The organism is Anoxybacillus sp. FSL W8-1294, from assembly GCF_037965005.1.
Lineage (GTDB): Bacteria > Bacillota > Bacilli > Bacillales > Anoxybacillaceae > Anoxybacillus > Anoxybacillus flavithermus_G.
Genome location: NZ_CP150179.1, coordinates 696,902 through 715,149, shown reverse-complemented (window position 1 = coordinate 715,149; position 18,248 = coordinate 696,902). Strand labels below are relative to the sequence as shown.

The 18,248-nt window shown below is 41.1% G+C and carries 15 protein-coding genes, 1 pseudogene and 1 other annotated feature; all 16 genes and pseudogenes read right to left on the bottom strand.

Going from position 1 to position 18,248, the window contains the following annotated elements:
* Positions 1-91 precede the first annotated feature (91 nt).
* The 16 genes and pseudogenes from galT to thrS all read right to left on the bottom strand — a co-directional run bounded on the left by galT (position 92) and on the right by thrS (position 17,977).
* Positions 92-1,603 (bottom strand): UDP-glucose--hexose-1-phosphate uridylyltransferase, encoded by a 1,512-nt coding sequence (gene galT / locus NSQ23_RS03820; RefSeq protein ID WP_339173077.1) that lies wholly within the window; start codon positions 1,601-1,603, stop codon positions 92-94.
* A gap of 3 nt (positions 1,604-1,606) precedes the next feature.
* A complete protein-coding gene (galE, locus tag NSQ23_RS03815) occupies positions 1,607-2,593 on the bottom strand; it encodes a UDP-glucose 4-epimerase GalE (protein WP_339173074.1) in 987 nt (328 codons plus the stop codon).
* Positions 2,590-3,771, bottom strand: a complete 1,182-nt coding sequence (locus NSQ23_RS03810; protein WP_339173072.1) for a galactokinase — start codon at positions 3,769-3,771, stop codon at positions 2,590-2,592. The genes galE and NSQ23_RS03810 overlap by 4 nt, the downstream gene beginning before the upstream one ends.
* Before the next feature lie 52 nt (positions 3,772-3,823).
* Positions 3,824-4,084: pseudogene (locus tag NSQ23_RS03805) on the bottom strand (GH36 C-terminal domain-containing protein); the annotation flags it as partial.
* 301 nt (positions 4,085-4,385) lie between these two features.
* Positions 4,386-5,405, bottom strand: coding sequence for a galactose/methyl galactoside ABC transporter permease MglC (gene mglC, locus NSQ23_RS03800; protein ID WP_339173069.1), 1,020 nt, complete (start codon positions 5,403-5,405; stop codon positions 4,386-4,388).
* 12 nt (positions 5,406-5,417) lie between these two features.
* Complete coding sequence (mglA, locus tag NSQ23_RS03795; protein WP_339174269.1) at positions 5,418-6,926, bottom strand: galactose/methyl galactoside ABC transporter ATP-binding protein MglA; 1,509 nt, start codon at positions 6,924-6,926, stop codon at positions 5,418-5,420.
* A 118-nt stretch (positions 6,927-7,044) separates the two neighbouring features.
* Positions 7,045-8,097, bottom strand: a complete 1,053-nt coding sequence (mglB, locus tag NSQ23_RS03790) for a galactose/glucose ABC transporter substrate-binding protein MglB (RefSeq protein WP_339173067.1) — start codon at positions 8,095-8,097, stop codon at positions 7,045-7,047.
* 478 nt (positions 8,098-8,575) lie between these two features.
* A complete protein-coding gene (locus NSQ23_RS03785) occupies positions 8,576-9,925 on the bottom strand; it encodes a GntP family permease (protein WP_339173064.1) in 1,350 nt (449 codons plus the stop codon).
* 130 nt (positions 9,926-10,055) lie between these two features.
* Positions 10,056-11,627, bottom strand: a complete 1,572-nt coding sequence (gene gntK / locus NSQ23_RS03780; protein ID WP_339173061.1) for a gluconokinase — start codon at positions 11,625-11,627, stop codon at positions 10,056-10,058.
* 20 nt (positions 11,628-11,647) lie between these two features.
* Positions 11,648-12,664 (bottom strand): LacI family DNA-binding transcriptional regulator, encoded by a 1,017-nt coding sequence (locus NSQ23_RS03775; RefSeq protein ID WP_339173059.1) that lies wholly within the window; start codon positions 12,662-12,664, stop codon positions 11,648-11,650.
* A gap of 287 nt (positions 12,665-12,951) precedes the next feature.
* Positions 12,952-14,037 (bottom strand): M42 family metallopeptidase, encoded by a 1,086-nt coding sequence (locus tag NSQ23_RS03770; RefSeq protein WP_339173056.1) that lies wholly within the window; start codon positions 14,035-14,037, stop codon positions 12,952-12,954.
* Between the two features lie 55 nt (positions 14,038-14,092).
* Entirely contained in the window at positions 14,093-14,581 is a 489-nt protein-coding gene (locus tag NSQ23_RS03765) for a dUTP diphosphatase (RefSeq protein ID WP_339173053.1), read from the bottom strand.
* Between the two features lie 61 nt (positions 14,582-14,642).
* Positions 14,643-15,002, bottom strand: a complete 360-nt coding sequence (rplT, locus tag NSQ23_RS03760) for a 50S ribosomal protein L20 (RefSeq protein WP_003397837.1) — start codon at positions 15,000-15,002, stop codon at positions 14,643-14,645.
* 18 nt (positions 15,003-15,020) lie between these two features.
* Entirely contained in the window at positions 15,021-15,221 is a 201-nt protein-coding gene (rpmI, locus tag NSQ23_RS03755) for a 50S ribosomal protein L35 (protein ID WP_003397838.1), read from the bottom strand.
* A gap of 19 nt (positions 15,222-15,240) precedes the next feature.
* Positions 15,241-15,783, bottom strand: a complete 543-nt coding sequence (infC, locus tag NSQ23_RS03750; protein WP_004889092.1) for a translation initiation factor IF-3 — start codon at positions 15,781-15,783, stop codon at positions 15,241-15,243.
* 25 nt (positions 15,784-15,808) lie between these two features.
* Positions 15,809-15,932: a sequence feature (ribosomal protein L20 leader region), on the bottom strand.
* Between the two features lie 113 nt (positions 15,933-16,045).
* Entirely contained in the window at positions 16,046-17,977 is a 1,932-nt protein-coding gene (gene thrS / locus NSQ23_RS03745) for a threonine--tRNA ligase (protein WP_339173050.1), read from the bottom strand.
* Between the last annotated feature and the right edge of the window lie 271 nt (positions 17,978-18,248).

Sequence of the window (18,248 nt, the reverse complement as noted above, 5' to 3'; positions counted from 1 at the left end):
CACCCATTCTTCGAATATCTTCTTCAATCATTTCTTTTGATCAGTATTCTGGATAATAGTCTACACCGATATACATCTTTTTTCCCCATCTTTATTCATTTCGTTCCTGAAGGTGTTGAATAAAGCGATGAAACGCTCGCTTTCCTTCTTCCGTCCGCTTAAACACTCCCGCATGTTCGAGTACTTGTTCAAATCGTTTTCCTACTTCTTCTTTTAATAATTCATGTACATCATCAAAAACATAGTGTCTTTCCATTATGTCTTGCACCCATTCCCAATGTTTCAATAACGACGGTTCCCATTGCTCTTTTGGCGTTTGATTTTTCATATATCGTGCGATATGGTCTAGCTCATCCGCCAATCGACTAGGCAATACCGCTAACCCCATGACTTCAATTAAACCGATATTTTCCTTTTTAATATGGTGCAATTCCTCATGCGGATGAAAAATACCGTACGGATATTGTTCTGATGTGCGATTGTTTCTTAACACGATGTCCATCTCGTACAACTCCCCACGTCGACGAGCAATTGGCGTGACTGTATTGTGCGGCACATCGTTTGTTTGTGCATATATATCCACTTGAGGATCGCTATATTTTTTCCATTCTTTATAAATCAAATCACTCACTTGTAATACATCATTCTTTGCTCCACGTATACGTATAACTGACATCGGCCAACGAACAATGCTCATTTGTACGTGAGGATAAGCTGGCAATGTAAACGAAAAATCAGATGGAGCTTTTTCAATCGCAAACGTATATTTTCCACCTTGAAAATGATCGTGCGATAAAATAGATCCTCCTACAATTGGTAAATCAGCATTAGAGCCGATAAAATAATGTGGAAATTGATCGACAAAATCAAGCAACCGCTCAAACGTTTTTCTTTCCATTTTCATCGGCACATGTTTATCGCGTAATACGATGCAATGTTCATCATAATAAACGTAAGGGGAATATTGGAAAAACCAACGTTCACCGCATAAATGAAGTGGGATGATGCGATGATTCGCTCGCGCAGGATGACGAATCGTTCCTGCATACCCTTCATTTTCAATACATAATAAGCAAGTAGGATAACGTTGTTCTTTTACATCCTTCATGCGCGCAATGTCCCGTGGATCTTTCTCGGGTTTGGATAAGTTAATCGTGATATCCATATCCCCATATTTCGTACGCGCTTTCCATCGTCTATTTTTCATCACTCGGTCTACGCGAATGTAATTGGATGCTTGACTAAGCTCATAAAACCAAGTTGTTGCTTCTTGCTTATTGCGTTTATATTTCTCGTAAAACGTTTGAATGATCGTTGATGGACGCGCTACAAAACAATTCATAATCTCTGTATCAAATAAATCGCGATCAGTAACTGTCTTTCCAACAAGCCGTCCATGTTCTTCAGCCCAATGGATCATCCGTTGTAAGATGGAAACAAGTGGGCGATCCGAAGAAGGCATCACGTCAACTTGTTGCCATTCGTCTAATTTCAACAACGCTAATATTCGATTGCGTGTATAAATGACATCTTCTCGTTCAATTAAACGATGATGTAGCGCATATTGAATAAGCGCTTCAATTTCTTCATAAATGTTTACCATCGCTTACACCTCTTCATATCCGTTCGGATTCGCTTGATGCCACTCCCATGCTGAAGCAACAATTTCTTCAATAGATGTGTATATCGGTTTCCAGCCAAGTTCACGTTTTGCTTTTTCCGATGAAGCAACTAAACGCGCAGGATCTCCAGGTCGTCTCGGCACAACTTTTTCAGGAATCGGATGTCCCGTCACGCGTCGTGCAGCCTCAATGACTTCTTTTACAGAAAAACCGTTGCCATTTCCTAAATTGTATATGTTGCTTTCCCCACCGTTTCTTAGTTTTTCTACCGCTAATAGATGAGCATCGACTAAATCTAGCACATGAATGTAGTCACGAATGCACGTGCCATCAGGCGTGTCGTAATCATCTCCAAAAATATGAATCTCTTCTCGTTTCCGTAACGGTACTTGCAAAATAAGTGGAATTAAATGGGTCTCCGGACGATGATCTTCACCAAGCATCGTTCCATACGCTCCAGCAACATTAAAATATCGTAAAGAAATATAGCGAATACCGTGTGCAACGTTCACCCATTTCATCATTTTTTCCATCGCTAGTTTTGTTTCTCCATACGGACTTTCAGGGTTTGTTTCATCTGCCTCTTGAATCGGAATTTGTTTTGGTTCCCCATACACCGCAGCCGTTGATGAGAAAACAATTTGTTTTACGCCATATTCATTCATCACATCAAGCAGCACTTCTGTACCATAAACATTGTTATTGTAATAAGCTAACGGCTGTTTCACACTTTCACCAACAAGAGAGTTGGCTGCAAAATGAATAACTGTATCGATTTCATGCTTTTTAAATACGTTGCTTAAAAAGTGGCGATCACGAATATCACCTTCATAAAATATCGCCTCTGGATGAACAGCTTTTCGATGTCCTGTTTGTAAATTATCCACGACAGCAACTCTTTCTCCTTTTTCGATTAAACGATACACTGCATGACTTCCAATGTATCCAGCCCCACCGCAAACGAGAATCATCGCGCACTCTCTCCTTCTTTCGTAAGCTGTTTTGCCCCATCGCCAATTTTAGCTACATAAAAACTTGGGGCATAACCAATCTCCATTTCATACATTTGACCGACTTGCTCAATAAACGATGGAATATGATCGTCCTTTACAATATTTACAGTACAACCACCAAAGCCTGCCCCCGTCATACGTGCTCCTATTGTACCTTCATGTTTCCATGCCGCTTCAACAAGCGTATCTAACTCTTTTCCCGTCACTTCATAATCATCACGCAATGATTCATGTGATTGGCGCATCAATTGTCCAAATGTATGCAAATCTCCTTGGCGTAAAACAAAAGCTGCTTGCTTTGTCCGTTCATTCTCTGAAACGACATGTCGCACCCGTTTTTGTTCGATCGGAGACAATACATGTGCATATTGATTAAACTGTTCCATCGTCATATCTCCAAGCGAGTTGATGCGTACATATTGTTGTAATTTCGTCAACGCCTGCTCGCATGTCGCACGTCGCTCGTTATATGCTGAATCAGCTAATCCCCTCTTTTTATTCGTATTTGCAATGACGATCGAGCAATCTTCCAAAGACAGGGGCAAATACTCGTATTGAAGCGTTTGGCAATCAAGCAGTAGCGCATGACCTGCTTTTCCCATTCCAACCGCAAATTGATCCATAATGCCACAATTAACACCGATATATTCGTTTTCTACTTGTTGGCTAATCTTCACTAATTCCAACATCTCGATATTTAATTCAAACAAATGGTTCAACATGACGGCCGTAACGAGCTCAATCGACGCAGACGAAGATAATCCAGCCCCATTCGGAATATTGCCATAGTATAAGACGTCAATCCCATTTTGTACATCTTTCGGCATAAGCGCTCGAATGATTCCCTTTGGATAATTCGCCCATCCATGACGTTCGTCATATGAAAGTTCGTCTTTTGTGACGGAGACAATTCCATCTTCATGAAAGTTTTTTGAATAGAGCCGAATCATCCCATCATCATTCAACCGAGCGACCGCATATGTTCCGATATGCAATGAGCAAGGTAACACATATCCGCCGTTATAATCTGTATGTTCTCCAATTAAATTGACACGGCCGGGGGCGAAGAAGACAGATGATCTTCCATATCCCCCTTGAAATGCTTTTATATATTCATTTTTTAAATGTTCAATCATTCTAGATCACCACTTTTGCTTAAATTTATTTTAATACTAGTTACCTAAATAATCAGAAATCCTTCTCCCATTCCTTTAATACCCAAGTAAAACTCATGAAGTCTCCTAGAATATATGGAATATTTATCCCCACATACATCAACTCATCACCACCATATACTTCCCCTTTTCCAACTAGATAGTATTGTTTACGGTGGTTCAGTCCTTTCAGACGAATAGAAGAAATTGGAGCGTTCGCCTCCGCTAATACCCTAAAGTAAGCGACAAACGCTTCGGATTGGTCTTCTGAAACGAACATCCACACCGTTTCATTAATAACCTTTTCTTATTCATTGTTATCTCCCACTAGAAATAAGTTTTATTTTAGTAAGCGCTTACTTCTGTTAATAAAAATTTTAGTAAATTATTTAACTTAAGTCAATAAAAATTTTCTAAAAAAAAGTAAAAAGTCGACCCTATTCGAGTCGACTTCTCTTCTCTTAATCAAACGTAATTTCTTTCACTTTTTCTTCATCGAGACGCTTAATGACTTCGACTAGTAGTTTTACTGTTTGTTCGTAGTCATAATAAAAGTGCCTCAGTGTATAACTGAGACACCTTACTTTTTCACCATGTTATTTCTTCTTAGCGTGCTTACGCATATCAAATGCTACAGCTAAAATGATTATTAAACCTTTCACAATAAATTGGATATATGGACTTACCCCAAGGAAGGTCAAACCGTAGTTAATAATTTGAAAAATTAAAACTCCCGCTATTACACCCGAAACGGTCCCGATACCCCCAGATAGTGAAACTCCTCCCACTACACAAGCTGCGATTGCATCTAATTCGTACATATTTCCAGTATTATTTGTAGCACTACCTACTCGTCCAGCTTCTAATGTTCCAGAAAAACCATAAAGAATTCCTGCAATTGTATAAATAATAATAAGGTTTTTCGTCACATTTACTCCTGAAACTTTGGCAGCCTCTGGATTACCACCGATTGCATACATATTTTTCCCTAACTCTGTTTTATTCCAAATAACCCATATAATAACGGATACAACTACTGCATAAATAATAAGGTAAGGAACTTCATATTGACCAACAGGGATGCCTCTTTGCGCAAATTTGATAAAACTTTCACTTAATCCACCAATCGGTTGGGCTCCATAAGGCGGACGATCGAAATAAATAGACGTGATTCCATACACCCCGATCATCATCCCTAACGTAGCAATAAAAGGCGGAACATGAAATTTTGATACGATAATACCATTTAACGCACCCAACACCCCTGTTGCTACCATAGCAATTAAAATAGGTATAAATAAAGGCAATTCAGGTAAATTAGGGTACATTTTATATGCATAATCTGGTGCTTGTAGAAGAGAAGCAGAAATTACTGCTGCAAGTCCAACCATTCTTCCTGCCGACAAATCTGTACCGGCAGTAATTAAAATTCCCGCCACGCCAAGTGCAATAATGATCCGTGATGATGACTGACTTAGTATGTTAATTAAGTTCGTAATCGATAAAAAGTCAGGAGATATAACAACAATTCCTGCCACAAGAAGTACTAAAACTACGTATATAACATTATCGACAAACCACTTTATAACGGTTGAGTTTTTTATATCTTGAGTCATCTCCTCATCCTCCTAATACAACGCTGATAATCGCATGATTTCTTCTTGAGAAGTTTTAGCAGTATCAACAATTCCTGCAACTTTCCCATTACTCATCACTAAAATTCTATCAGTAACCCCTAATAACTCAGGCATTTCTGAAGAAACCATAATAATACCTTTTCCTTCTTTAGCTAGTTCATTAATTAACTGATAAATTTCAAATTTAGCTCCTACATCAATACCACGTGTCGGTTCATCTAATAATAAAATGTCTGGTTTGGTGAGTAGCCATCTGCCAATAATGACTTTTTGTTGATTTCCACCTGATAAGCTTCGAATTGGTGTTTTTTGCGAAGGAGTCTTTACTTTCATTGAATCAATAACCCATTTTGTATCGTTATGCATTTCACTATCAGATACAAATAACCATTTTGTTTTATATTTCCGTAAATTCGAAATGATAGAATTAAATCTAACACTTAGATCAGGAAATATCCCCGTTGTTCTTCTTTCCTCTGTTACAAGTGCGAATCCGTTTTCAATTGCCTCTTGTGGTGATTTATTATTAATAGTCCGCCCGTGAATCTCGATTGTTCCAGATCGAATAGCCCTCAGTCCAAATAATGATTCGAGTAATTCTGTGCGCTTTGAACCCACTAATCCGGCAACACCCAAAATCTCACCTTTTCTTAATTCAAAGCTGACATTAGAAAAAGACGGTTGGGTTTCAGCAGTCAAATCCTTTACTCTTAGAATGACATCTCCTGGTTTATTTGTTTTCGGAGGAAAGCGTTGCGATAATTCTCTTCCTACCATGAGCCTAATTATCTCATCTGTTGTTAGTTCCTTTGCGCTCTTCGTTGTGATATATTGACCATCACGCATAATCGTCACTTCATCAGATATTTTTAAAATTTCTTCCATCTTGTGTGATATATAAATAATACTTATATTTTCCTGCTTTAACTTTCCAATGATTTTAAATAAATGCTCTACCTCTTTTTCAGTCAGAGAAGAAGTTGGCTCGTCCATCACAATCACTTTTGACTGATAAGAAACCGCTTTTGCGATCTCTACCATCTGCATTTCAGAAACAGATAGAGTACTAACTTTTCTACGAGGATCAATATGAATATCTAATCCTTTAAAAATCTCTAAAGTATCTTCATACATTTTCTTTTCATCTATCAGAACACCTTTTTTCGGATAGCGCCCCAGCCAGATGTTATCCATAACACTTCGTTGGCGAACTTGGTTAAGTTCTTGATGTACCATCGAAACTCCATTTTCTAGCGCCTGCTTCGGATTTTCAAATTTCACTTCTTTCCCATCTAATAAAATTTGACCTTCATCCATCGAATAAATCCCAAATAAACATTTCATTAGAGTAGATTTACCTGCCCCGTTTTCTCCCATTAATGCATGAACAGTTCCTGGCTTAACTTTTAATGTAACATTTTGCAAAGCAACTACTCCCGGAAATCTCTTTGTTACGTTTTTCATTTCTAGTATGTAACTAGCGCTAGATGCCGACGACATAATTAACCCTCCTACATAAACCTTATTAAAAAGGGGCTGTTTTAAATCTCTATTGAGAAAGCGCCCTAGCCACCATATATCCGATTGCACTAAGGCGCTACCTTCTTTCAATATCTACTTATTTGTAAGAATCCTTACCTACTTGGATATTTTCTTTAGTTATTGCGACATAAGGAACTCGAACAGCCTTCGTTTCATCTAATTTCCATTCAGTTCCTTCTAAAACATCTTTACCATTTGCAGCGTTTGTTGCAAGCTCAATCGTTGCTTTTCCTTGGTTTTTCGCATCGTTCAATACCGTGCCAATCATTTTTCCTTTTTCAATCATCTCAAGAGCCTCTGGAATTGCATCAACACCGACGACCGGAATAAATTTATCCCCGTTGAAATATCCAGCTTTTTCAAGAGAAGCAACTGCACCAAGTGCCATCGCATCATTATTACAAATAACAAATTCAATTTTGTCATTAAATTTTGAGATCCACGCATCCATTTTCTCAGTCGCTTTCGTTGCATCCCACATAGCAGTGTCCATTGCTAATTCTTCAACTTCAATACCTTTTTGTTTGACTGTTTCAATAGAATATTTTGTCCGTGCTTCTGCGTCAGGATGCCCTGGCTCACCCTTTAATAATACGTATTGAATCTTCCCGTCTTTATTCTTATCGTATTTGTCTTTATTAGTTTCCCACGCTTTTGCAATCAATTCCCCTTGAATGATCCCAGACTCTGCTGAGTTCGTTCCTACATAATACGCTTTATCATAGCTAGCTAACACACTTGCATCTGGCTCTTTGTTAAAAAAGATAACCGGAATATTTTTTGCCTTAGCTTTATCAATAACTGTTTGAGCAGCCTTCGGATCTACGAGGTTAATAGCTAACGCTTTTGCTCCTTTTGCTATTAACGTATCAATTTGCTCAATTTGTTTTGACTGATCGTTTTGGGAATCGTTTAGCATAAGATTAATTTTTCCTTTTGCTGTCTCTTCCATAGAACGACGTACATAAGACATAAAGTTATCATCAAATTTATAAATTGTAGCACCAACCATCGGTAGAGAATCATCTTTACTATCCCCACCACTTGTGTTATTGTTACATCCTGTTGCCATGAAAATGCTAGATGCCACTATTAAAGATAATGCTAAACCTTTTTTTCCTTTAAACATGACTTTAGTTCCCCCTTTTTTCTTTATGTAAACCCTTTCATAAAAACCTACAAAAATTTTTAAAAATCTAAAATCATAACGCGGAGATAATAGCAGATACTTTATTAAATCACCACCCTCCTTTTTTAGTCAATTTTACTTAATGTTTAAGTAAAATATAACAAAAAACATCCATGTTATCAATGTTTTTTTATAAATGTTTGTATTTTTTAAATATGTAAGACTTTTTCGCAGTATTCATTATTTATATTGAAAAATAGAAAATGTAACTAATTATCCTAATCTAGTATGTAAGGGAAAGAAGCATAAAGCCTTTCATATCACTTATAAACAAAGTGGCTTCTTATTCACGATGAACTGTTACTTGCGAAGTAGCTCATCAAGCAATAAAAAATCAACGGATTCCATCAGCTAATTGCTTCTGTTTAGAAAAAATAGAAATCCCGCCCCATAAGTGAGACGGGGCGGGTGCTGTTTATTAGAGAACAGTGCTTAACAATGAGATGAAAATAAAAGCTACCACCGAGATGATCGTCTCCATCACAGTCCAAGTCATTAATGTTTCTTTCACTGTCATACCGAAATATTCTTTAATCATCCAAAAACCAGAGTCGTTAACGTGCGATAAAATCAACGAGCCAGCACCAGTCGCCAACACAAGTAGCTCCACATTTGTACCCGACATACTGGCAGCGATTGGCGCAACAATACCGGCAGCAGTCATCATCGAAACAGTAGCTGAACCGGTCGCGATGCGGATGAGAGCAGCAATCCCCCACCCTAACAAAAGCGGAGATAAATCCGAATGTTTCGCTGCTTCTGCAATTTGTTGGCCGATGCCAGAATCAAGAAGCACTTTATTAAACGCTCCTCCCGCTCCGATAACAAGCAAAATATTTGCCACTGGTCCAAGGCAGTCATTGGCAAATTTCTGTACGCTGTCGCGGTTAAAGCCGCGGGCATAGCCTAGGCTAAAGAACGAATAAATCGTGGCAATGAGTAGTGCAACAATTGGGTCACCGATAAAACGTAATATTTTTGCTGCTTCGGATGTTTGATCAAGCGTGACGTTAGCAATCGAGGCAATAAGCATTAAGATGACTGGAAGCAAGATTGTAAATAGCGTATTTCCGAATCCAGGAAGTTCTCTTGTTTCTTTATGCTGTACGAGTTGTTCAGCAATTTCCGCTGGTACCTTTTTGTACATGCGCGAACCAATCCATTTTCCATACAACGGTCCGGCAATGATTGCCGTCGGCAGACCAACGATGATCGAATAAAGAATCGTCTTTCCAACGTCCGCTTTAAAGATACCAACAGCCGCCATCGCTGCTGGGTGCGGTGGAACAAGACCGTGCACGACCGATAAACCAGCGACAAGTGGAATTCCGATTGTAATGAGCGAAATACCTGTTTCCATCGCAATCGTAAAGACGAGAGGAATAAGCAACACAAATCCCACCTGGAAAAACACCGGAATCCCAACCAAAAAAGCAACGACCATCATTGCCCAATGAACACGTTTTTGACCAAAACGATCAATTAACGTTTTGGCAATCCGTTCAGCTCCACCGGATTCCGCCATCATTTTCCCAAGCATCGTTCCAAGCGCCAACACAATCGCTAAAAAACCAAGTGTATTTCCTAATCCAGCCTTAATCGAATCAATAATGCCCGGTGTTTCCGGTGACGGTGCAATAAGCGGCATCCCCATCGCTAGACCGACACCAACAGAGACTAAAATAAGTGCGACAAACGGATGCATTTTCGCTATAGCAATCAATAGCAATAACGCAATAATAGCAACAACAACAATGGCAATCCCCATTCCTTGTTCCCCCTTTGTTTTTTTGCACAGAATGACGAAATGAAATTTCTCACTTTCGTAAACGCTTTCAGTTTCCAACTATAAAACTGTAAAGCTACCTAAATCGGTTTAGTAACGATTCGCTGGGAAACTAAACCGATTTAGATGATAAACCTTTCCATCTGTCCCGTCGCTGAAACATTGCGATCGTATCAAATTCCTCTTTCAATCGATCATACAACCGCACATACAAATCAAACAATTCAGCGTAAATAAGTGTATGAGCTTCATTTGGTTCATGTCGAGCCGTCGTGTCAATCCATGTCTTTACCATTCCCAATGAAGACAACTCACCTAAAGCATGAATTGCTACAGCAGCAGCTCCTAATGCAGATGCTTCGTGCGTCTGTGGCACAATGAGCGGTTTTCCAAGCATATCCGAAAGTATTTGCCGCCAAAATGGCGATTTAGCAAACCCACCCGACACACGAATTTCCTCCATCGGTCCGGTCACATCACGAATGGCAAGTGCTACTGATAAAATGCTAAAACAGACTCCTTCCATCACCGCGCGGATGAAATGTTCGCGCTTATGATGAAGACTAAGACCAAAAAATGTCCCACGTGCATTTGCATTCCAATACGGTGCACGTTCTCCCGATAAAAACGGTAAAAACACAAGTCCCTCTGCCCCAGGCGGAACATGTTCAGCGTATTTTGTCAATAAGTCATACGGATCTATTCCAAGTTTTTTCGCCACTTCTCGCTCTTGCGCACCAAATTCATCGCGTAGCCACCGAAGCAAAATTCCTCCATTATTCGTTGGTCCACCAACGACCCAATACCCAGGTGTCAAGGCATAACAAAACGTTCTACCTTTTTCATCCGTCGTTGGTTTGGCTGCAATTGTTCTCACCGCCCCGCTCGTTCCGATCGTAATGGCAGCCTCGCCTGGAAGCACAGCCCCGACCCCGATGTTTGCAAGCACACCATCGCTTGCCCCGATAATGACCGGCACATCAGAAGATAATCCCATTTTTTCCGCCCATTCTTTTTTCATTCCTTGCAAAATGTGCGTCGCCGGCACAAGGCGCGGCAAATGTTCACGACCGATGCCAAGGAAGGATAGGACGTCCTCATCCCAATCGAGTGTAGCAAGGTTAAATAGACCGGTCGCTGAAGCGAGCGAGTGATCGGTGACATAGTTTCCATATAGGCGATACAGAACGTAGTCTTTTACCGAGACAAAACGTCGGGCATTTCGAAATACATCTGGCTGTTCTTCTTTCAGCCATAACAGTTTCACTAGTGGTGACATCGGGTGAATCGGCGTTCCCGTCCGCCGGTAAATATCCAGCCCGTTTTGTTTCTTAAGTAGCTTTTCTGCTTGAGAAACGCTTCGATTGTCAGCCCAGATGATGAGGCGAGTAAGCGGCTTCTCCTCCTTATCAACCGCCATAACCGAGTGCATGGCTGCGCTAAACCCTAATGCTTTCACTTGTTCAGGACGGATGGCATAGCGAACGGTCACTCCTCCTACCGCTTGAATGACCGCTGCGAACAACTCATCCGGATCTTGTTCTGCCCAGCCGGGATGTGGCTGAATAATCGGATAATCGACAGCATAAGAGGCTAGCACCCGACCTCGTTCACCAAAAACGACTGCTTTTGTGCTCGTCGTTCCAATATCGACTCCAATGACGACTTTTTCTTGAATGGCCATCGTTTCTCCTCCCTTCTTCGTCATTTATCCTTTCGTCTAATTGATGTTCGTTCCTTCAGTATCGGAGGGAAACGAAACACACGCGGCTTGCCCTTCCGCTTTTGATCAATTTGCGCAAATACCCGTTCGGATGCTTTTTTTCCCATGGCAAATGTCGGCTGGGCGATCGTCGTCAGCACCGGGGTGTAAATATCAGCAAACGGCACATCATCGATGTTAATTACCCCTAGATCTTCTGGCATGCGAATGTCGGTTTCTTTCGCAAATCGCAAAATGCCCATTAAAGTCAAATCGTTAATGGCAAACAAAGCGTTTGGTCGTTCCGGTTTAGTAAACCTTTTTTTCAGCTCTTCAGATAACACGGCGGGATTAGCAGTAATCACATTCATGTCGCCGACATCCAATCCTCTTTTCTTCATTGCTTTACAAAACCCTTCAAACCGTTCCATCCGAGGCACGTTATGAGCCACAAGTGGCGGAGTGACGATAGCGATGCGGTCATACCCATGTGTGATTAAATAATCAACAGCCATTTCTGCCGCCATAAAATTGTCCAACAATACGCTATCTATCTCTACCCCTGGCACCATCCGGTCGACAAATACAAGCGGAAAATGTTCCTCTGCAAGATGACGATACATCTCTTCGTTTTTTCCTGTCGGAAAGACAATTAGTCCATCAACCTGTTTCGCTAGAAGCATGTCAACATATTTTTTTTCCTTTTCTGGGTCATCGTCTGAGTTGCAGACAATGACATGAAATCCGCGCTTCTGGCATTCCTCTTCAACGGCATGTAGCACTTCTGTCGTCAACATATGGAGCATATTAAATACAATTACACCGATGGTGGCTGTCGTTTTTTGCTTTAGACTTCGGGCGATTACATTTGGCTGATAGCCAAGCTCCTCAATTGCTCGGGCGATGCGCTTTCTCGTTTCCTCGCTCATATATTCATAGCGTTGATTCAAGTATTGTGATACTGTGCTTTTGGAAACGTTGGCCAACTTTGCGACATCAGCCATCGTGACTTTTTTCAACGGGATCCCTCTTTCTCAATACTAAATCGATTTAGTTCAGAAAACGTTTTCATAAACCGGTTTAGTGCTATTATAAACGAAATGGAAAAGATGTGCAATATTTCTTAATACAAAAATTCTTCTAACTTTTCCTGACGTATTTAATGAGCTAAAATCTCACTACTTTTCAACAAAGCACAGTTTTTCTATTCAAGCAAACAAATAAATTTGTCACATGTTTAGGGCCTCACTATTGTACAAAAACACTTATAAAAAAGTCGACCCTGTTCGAGTCGACTTCTCTTCTCTTAATCAAACGTAATTTCTTTCACTTTTTCTTCATCGAGACGCTTAATGACTTCGACTAGTAGTTTTACTGTTTGTTCGTAGTCATCGCGGTGAAGAAGGGCAGCGTGAGAGTGAATGTAGCGCGTTGGGATGGAAATGGTGAGCGCTGGAACGCCGCGCATCGTCATATGGATCGCACCAGCGTCTGTTCCGCCACCTGGCATCGCGTCAAAGCGGTACGGGATGTTCATTTCCTCCGCAACACTAACGACAAATTCTCGCAATCCTTTATGAGAAACGAGCGTTGCATCGTATAAAACGATATGCGGTCCGCCGCCAAGTTTACCCATGGCTTCTTTTTCTGACACACCTGGTGTATCACCAGCAATGCCAACATCAACCGCAAATGCAATATCTGGTTCGATCGCAAAAGCAGATGTTCGCGCACCGCGCAAGCCTACTTCTTCTTGCACTGTACCAACGCCATACACGACGTTTGGATGCTCCACATCTTTTAATTGTTTCAACACATCGATCGCAACGGCGCAACCGATGCGGTTATCCCATGCTTTCGCAAGCAACATTTTTTCATTGTTCATAACCGTAAATTCAAAATATGGTACAATCGCATCGCCAGGGCGCACTCCCCACTCGATCGCTTCGTCACGGCTCGAAGCTCCGATGTCAATAAACATATCTTTTATTTCAACAGGCTTTCTTCTTGCTTCTACAGGTAAAATGTGCGGCGGTTTTGAACCGATGACACCTGTGATGTCGCCTTTTTGCGTCACGATCGTCACACGTTGAGCGAGCATGACTTGGCTCCACCAGCCGCCAAGCGGTTGGAAACGAATAAAGCCTTTTTCATCAATTTGCGTCACCATAAAACCAACTTCATCTAAATGACCAGCAATCATCACTTTTGGTCCATTTTCTTTTCCTACTTTTTTCGCAATTAAACTTCCGAGGCGGTCCGTCGTCACTTCATCGGCATACGGAGCGATATACGATCTCATCACTTCACGTACTTCCCGTTCATTCCCTGGAACGCCTTTTGCATCCGTTAACGCCTTCAACATCGTTAACGTTTCATCGAGCTTTTTCACATCTGTCACTCCTCTCTATGTACAACATTCATTATACTAAACATTTCGATAGTTGTTAATAATTGTGGCTTTGCCGTTCATGATTTACTTCGTTTTTCGCGATGTACGCACGTTCAATTTGCTGGGCAGTAAAAGAGAGAGCATGAGCAAGCTGGGCGTACGCATATACTAGTTGATTGTATGCTTCTTCATTTAGCTGTCCACGAAACGCGTGAACCGCCTCAAATACGCGTAAAAATTGATCAACAAGCGGTCGGCTTTCTTGTACGTTTGGCCATTGTACACCCTCATGTAAAGAAAGGTCGAGCCCGAGCGATAAAATAAAGTGAAGACCGTCAACATATTCTTCTAAAATCGTTTCGACTGCTGCTGGTGGCTTCGAACTCCAAAACTTGAAGCAACGCGTTTCATTCGCAAGTTCCCCGATTTCAACAAGAAGAGCTAACAACTTGCGCTCGACTAAACGTTCACCACGCAATCCGCGCTCCGTCTCAATTCGTTCGTCCAATTGCCGCTGCATATCGAATAATTTTCTTATATCCATTTTTTCTCCCCCTCTTACAAAAAATGACCATCCCCTCAAGGGAGAATGGTCATTTCCTTTATTACTTGTTTAAATTTTCTTTTGCGATGTTTGCAAGTTGTGTGAATGCCGCTGCATCGTTTACTGCTAAATCAGCAAGCATTTTGCGGTTTACTTCAATACCTGCAAGTTTTAATCCGTGCATTAAACGGCTGTAAGAAAGACCGTTCATGCGCGCTGCTGCGTTAATGCGCGTAATCCAAAGTTTACGGAAGTCGCGTTTACGTTGACGACGATCGCGATACGCGTACATTAACGATTTCATCACTTGTTGGTTTGCAACTTTATATAAACGATGTTTCGAACCGAAATATCCTTTTGCAAGTTTAAGAATTTTTTTACGACGTCTGCGTGTGACTGTACCGCCTTTTACACGTGGCATAACATTTCCCTCCTAAAATTATTTTACGTTATCTAACAATTGACGAATGCGTTTGAAGTCGCCTTTTGATACAAGCGTTGCTTTACGAAGTTTACGCTTTTGTTTTTGTGTTTTGTTAGCGAATAAGTGGCTAGTGAATGCGTGTGAACGTTTTAATTGACCAGTTCCTGTCTTTTTGAAACGCTTCGCTGAGCCTTTGTGAGTTTTCATTTTTGGCATAAGGTGTTCCTCCCTTTTGTTATTTGTCGTTTTTCGGTGCTAGCACTAAAAACATACTGCGGCCATCCATTTTTGGAGCCGTCTCAACCGTACCAATATCCGCACATGCTTCAGCAAATCGATCAAGCACGCGCTGACCAATTTCTTTATGCGTAATCGCACGTCCTTTAAAGCGAATTGTCGCTTTCACTTTATCTCCTTTTTCAAGGAACTTCCGCGCGTTGCGCAATTTCGTGTTGAAGTCATGTTCTTCGATCGTTGGGCTTAAACGAACTTCTTTTACGTTAATCACTTTTTGCTTTTTACGCGCTTCTTTTTCCTTCTTTTGTTGCTCGAAGCGGAACTTGCCATAATCCATAATGCGGCATACTGGCGGTTTCGCATTTGGTGCAACCATCACTAAGTCTAAATTTAAACGCGCTGCAATTTCTAACGCTTCTTGTTTCGTCTTAATCCCAAGCTGCTCTCCATTTGGATCGACTAAACGAACTTCACGTGCCCGAATGTTCTCATTAATAATAAAATCTTTGCTAATAACTAGCCACCTCCACGGTTTTTTCAAACTTGTTTGTTAAAGCAGAACGCACACAACAAAAAACGTGTGGGTACAATACACCCACACGTCTCACTCACAACATTTGTTTTGTCATGAACCTGTTAACAGCCCTACGGCGTCCATCAGGTGAGAAGCGGGTGCTTCTGCTTGTGTCAAACAAGTATTTATTTTTACTCTAACATATATACCATAAATGTCATGTTATTGTCAACCGATGTTAATTGATTACAACAAGTAACACTATAGCAAACATCGAGAGAAAATGCAACTATTTTCGTACTTCTTTTTCGATGAGATCGACAAACGCATGAAGCGGCATCGTTTCACTTGTTTGTTGGCCGTATTTTCTTACGTTTACCGCCTTCTCCTTTACTTCGTTATCGCCGACAACAAGCATGTACGGAATTTTTTGCATTTGTGCTTCACGAATTTTATAGCCGATTTTTTCTTCACGCTCATCGACTTCAACACGAATACCTGCAGCTTGTAGCGCATGCTTCACCTCATACGCATAATCCATATGGATAGATGGAGCGACCGGAATGACTTGTACTTGCACTGGTGCTAGCCAAGTCGGGAACGCTCCTTTATACTCCTCGATTAAAAAGGCAACGAAACGCTCCATCGTCGATACAACACCACGATGAATAACGACTGGGCGATGCGGTTTTCCGTCTTCACCGATGTACGTTAAATCAAAACGTTCCGGCAACAAGAAGTCAAGCTGAACAGTCGATAACGTCTCGTCTTTTCCTAGCGCCGTACGCACTTGAACATCTAACTTTGGACCGTAAAACGCCGCTTCACCTTCCGCTTCGTAATAGTCAAGCCCAAGCTCGTCCATTGCCTCTTTTAGCATGCTTTGTGCTTTTTCCCACATCGCATCGTCATCATAATATTTTTCTTTATCTTGTGGATCACGATACGACAGGCGGAATGAATAATCTGTTAAACCGAAGTCTTTATATACGTCTAAAATTAAATTAACGACACGCTTAAACTCGTCTTTAATTTGATCTGGGCGTACGAAAATATGTGCATCATTTAACGTCATGCCGCGCACACGTTGCAAACCTGTAAGCGCTCCAGACATTTCATAACGGTGCATCGTGCCGAGTTCTGCGATGCGAATTGGCAGTTCGCGATAGCTATGAATTTTATGTTTATATACCATCATATGATGTGGACAGTTCATCGGACGTAATACAAGCTGCTCATTATCCATCTCCATCGGTGGGAACATCCCATCTTTATAATGATCCCAATGGCCAGACGTTTTATATAATTCCACGCTACCGAGCACAGGCGTATATACGTGTTGGTAACCAAGCGACAACTCCTTATCGACGATATAACGCTCAATTGTTCGGCGAATTGTCGCCCCTTTTGGAAGCCAAAGCGGCAATCCTTGTCCAACTTTTTGTGACGTCATAAATAAGTCGAGTTCTTTTCCAAGCTTACGATGATCGCGCTCTTTCGCTTCTTGTAAAAGGCGCAAATATTCGTCTAAGTCTTCCTTTTTGAAAAACGCTGTGCCGTAAATGCGTTGCAACATTTTGTTTTTGCTGTCGCCGCGCCAGTACGCGCCTGCTACACTTAACAGTTTAAACTCTTTTATTTTTCCTGTTGACGGCACATGAACCCCGCGACAAAGATCGAAAAATTCTCCTTGCTCGTAAATGGAGACAACTTCTCCTTCTGGAATATCGTGAATGAGTTCAATTTTCAACGGATCGCCAATTTCTTCATAAAGACGAATCGCTTCTTCACGGCTCACTTCTTTACGAACGATGTCCAAGTTTTCTTTTACAATTTTTTTCATTTCTTGTTCGATTTTTGGTAAGTCTTCCGCTGTAATTGGGACATCGACATCAATATCGTAGTAAAAGCCGTTTTCAATGACAGGACCAACGCCAAGCTTTACATCTTTATATAATCGTTTAATGGCTTGGGCCATTAAATGCGCTGTGCTATGACGCAAAATGTCAAGTGCTTCTGGCATATCTTGTGTAATAATTGAAATGGCGCCATCTTCTTCAATCGGTGTGCGTAAATCGATCATGCGCTCATTTAGCTTTCCTGCAATCGCTTTTTTCTTCAGTCCTGGGCTAATGGAAGCCGCAATGTCTTCCGTTGTCACCCCTTTCGGAAACTCCTTTACTGCTCCATCTGGAAATGTAATTTTTACTACATCCGCCAAAGCTATTCACTCCTTTTTTAAAAATAAAAAAACTCGTCCCAAAAACGAGGGACGAGTTGGCTTCGTGGTTCCACCCTTCTTTCCGTCTATACAAATACAAAACGAGCGTATAAACGGCTTCATTTCGATAACGGCGCAAACCGTCAGCAATTACTGAACGGGCAATCGTCCCATTGTTCACTGCTGAAGTTTAGAGGTGGTAAGTGCATTTTCCGTGTTAGGAAGGTTTCAGCCTATGCCTTCCCTCTCTGTGAACCGTAAAAATACACCC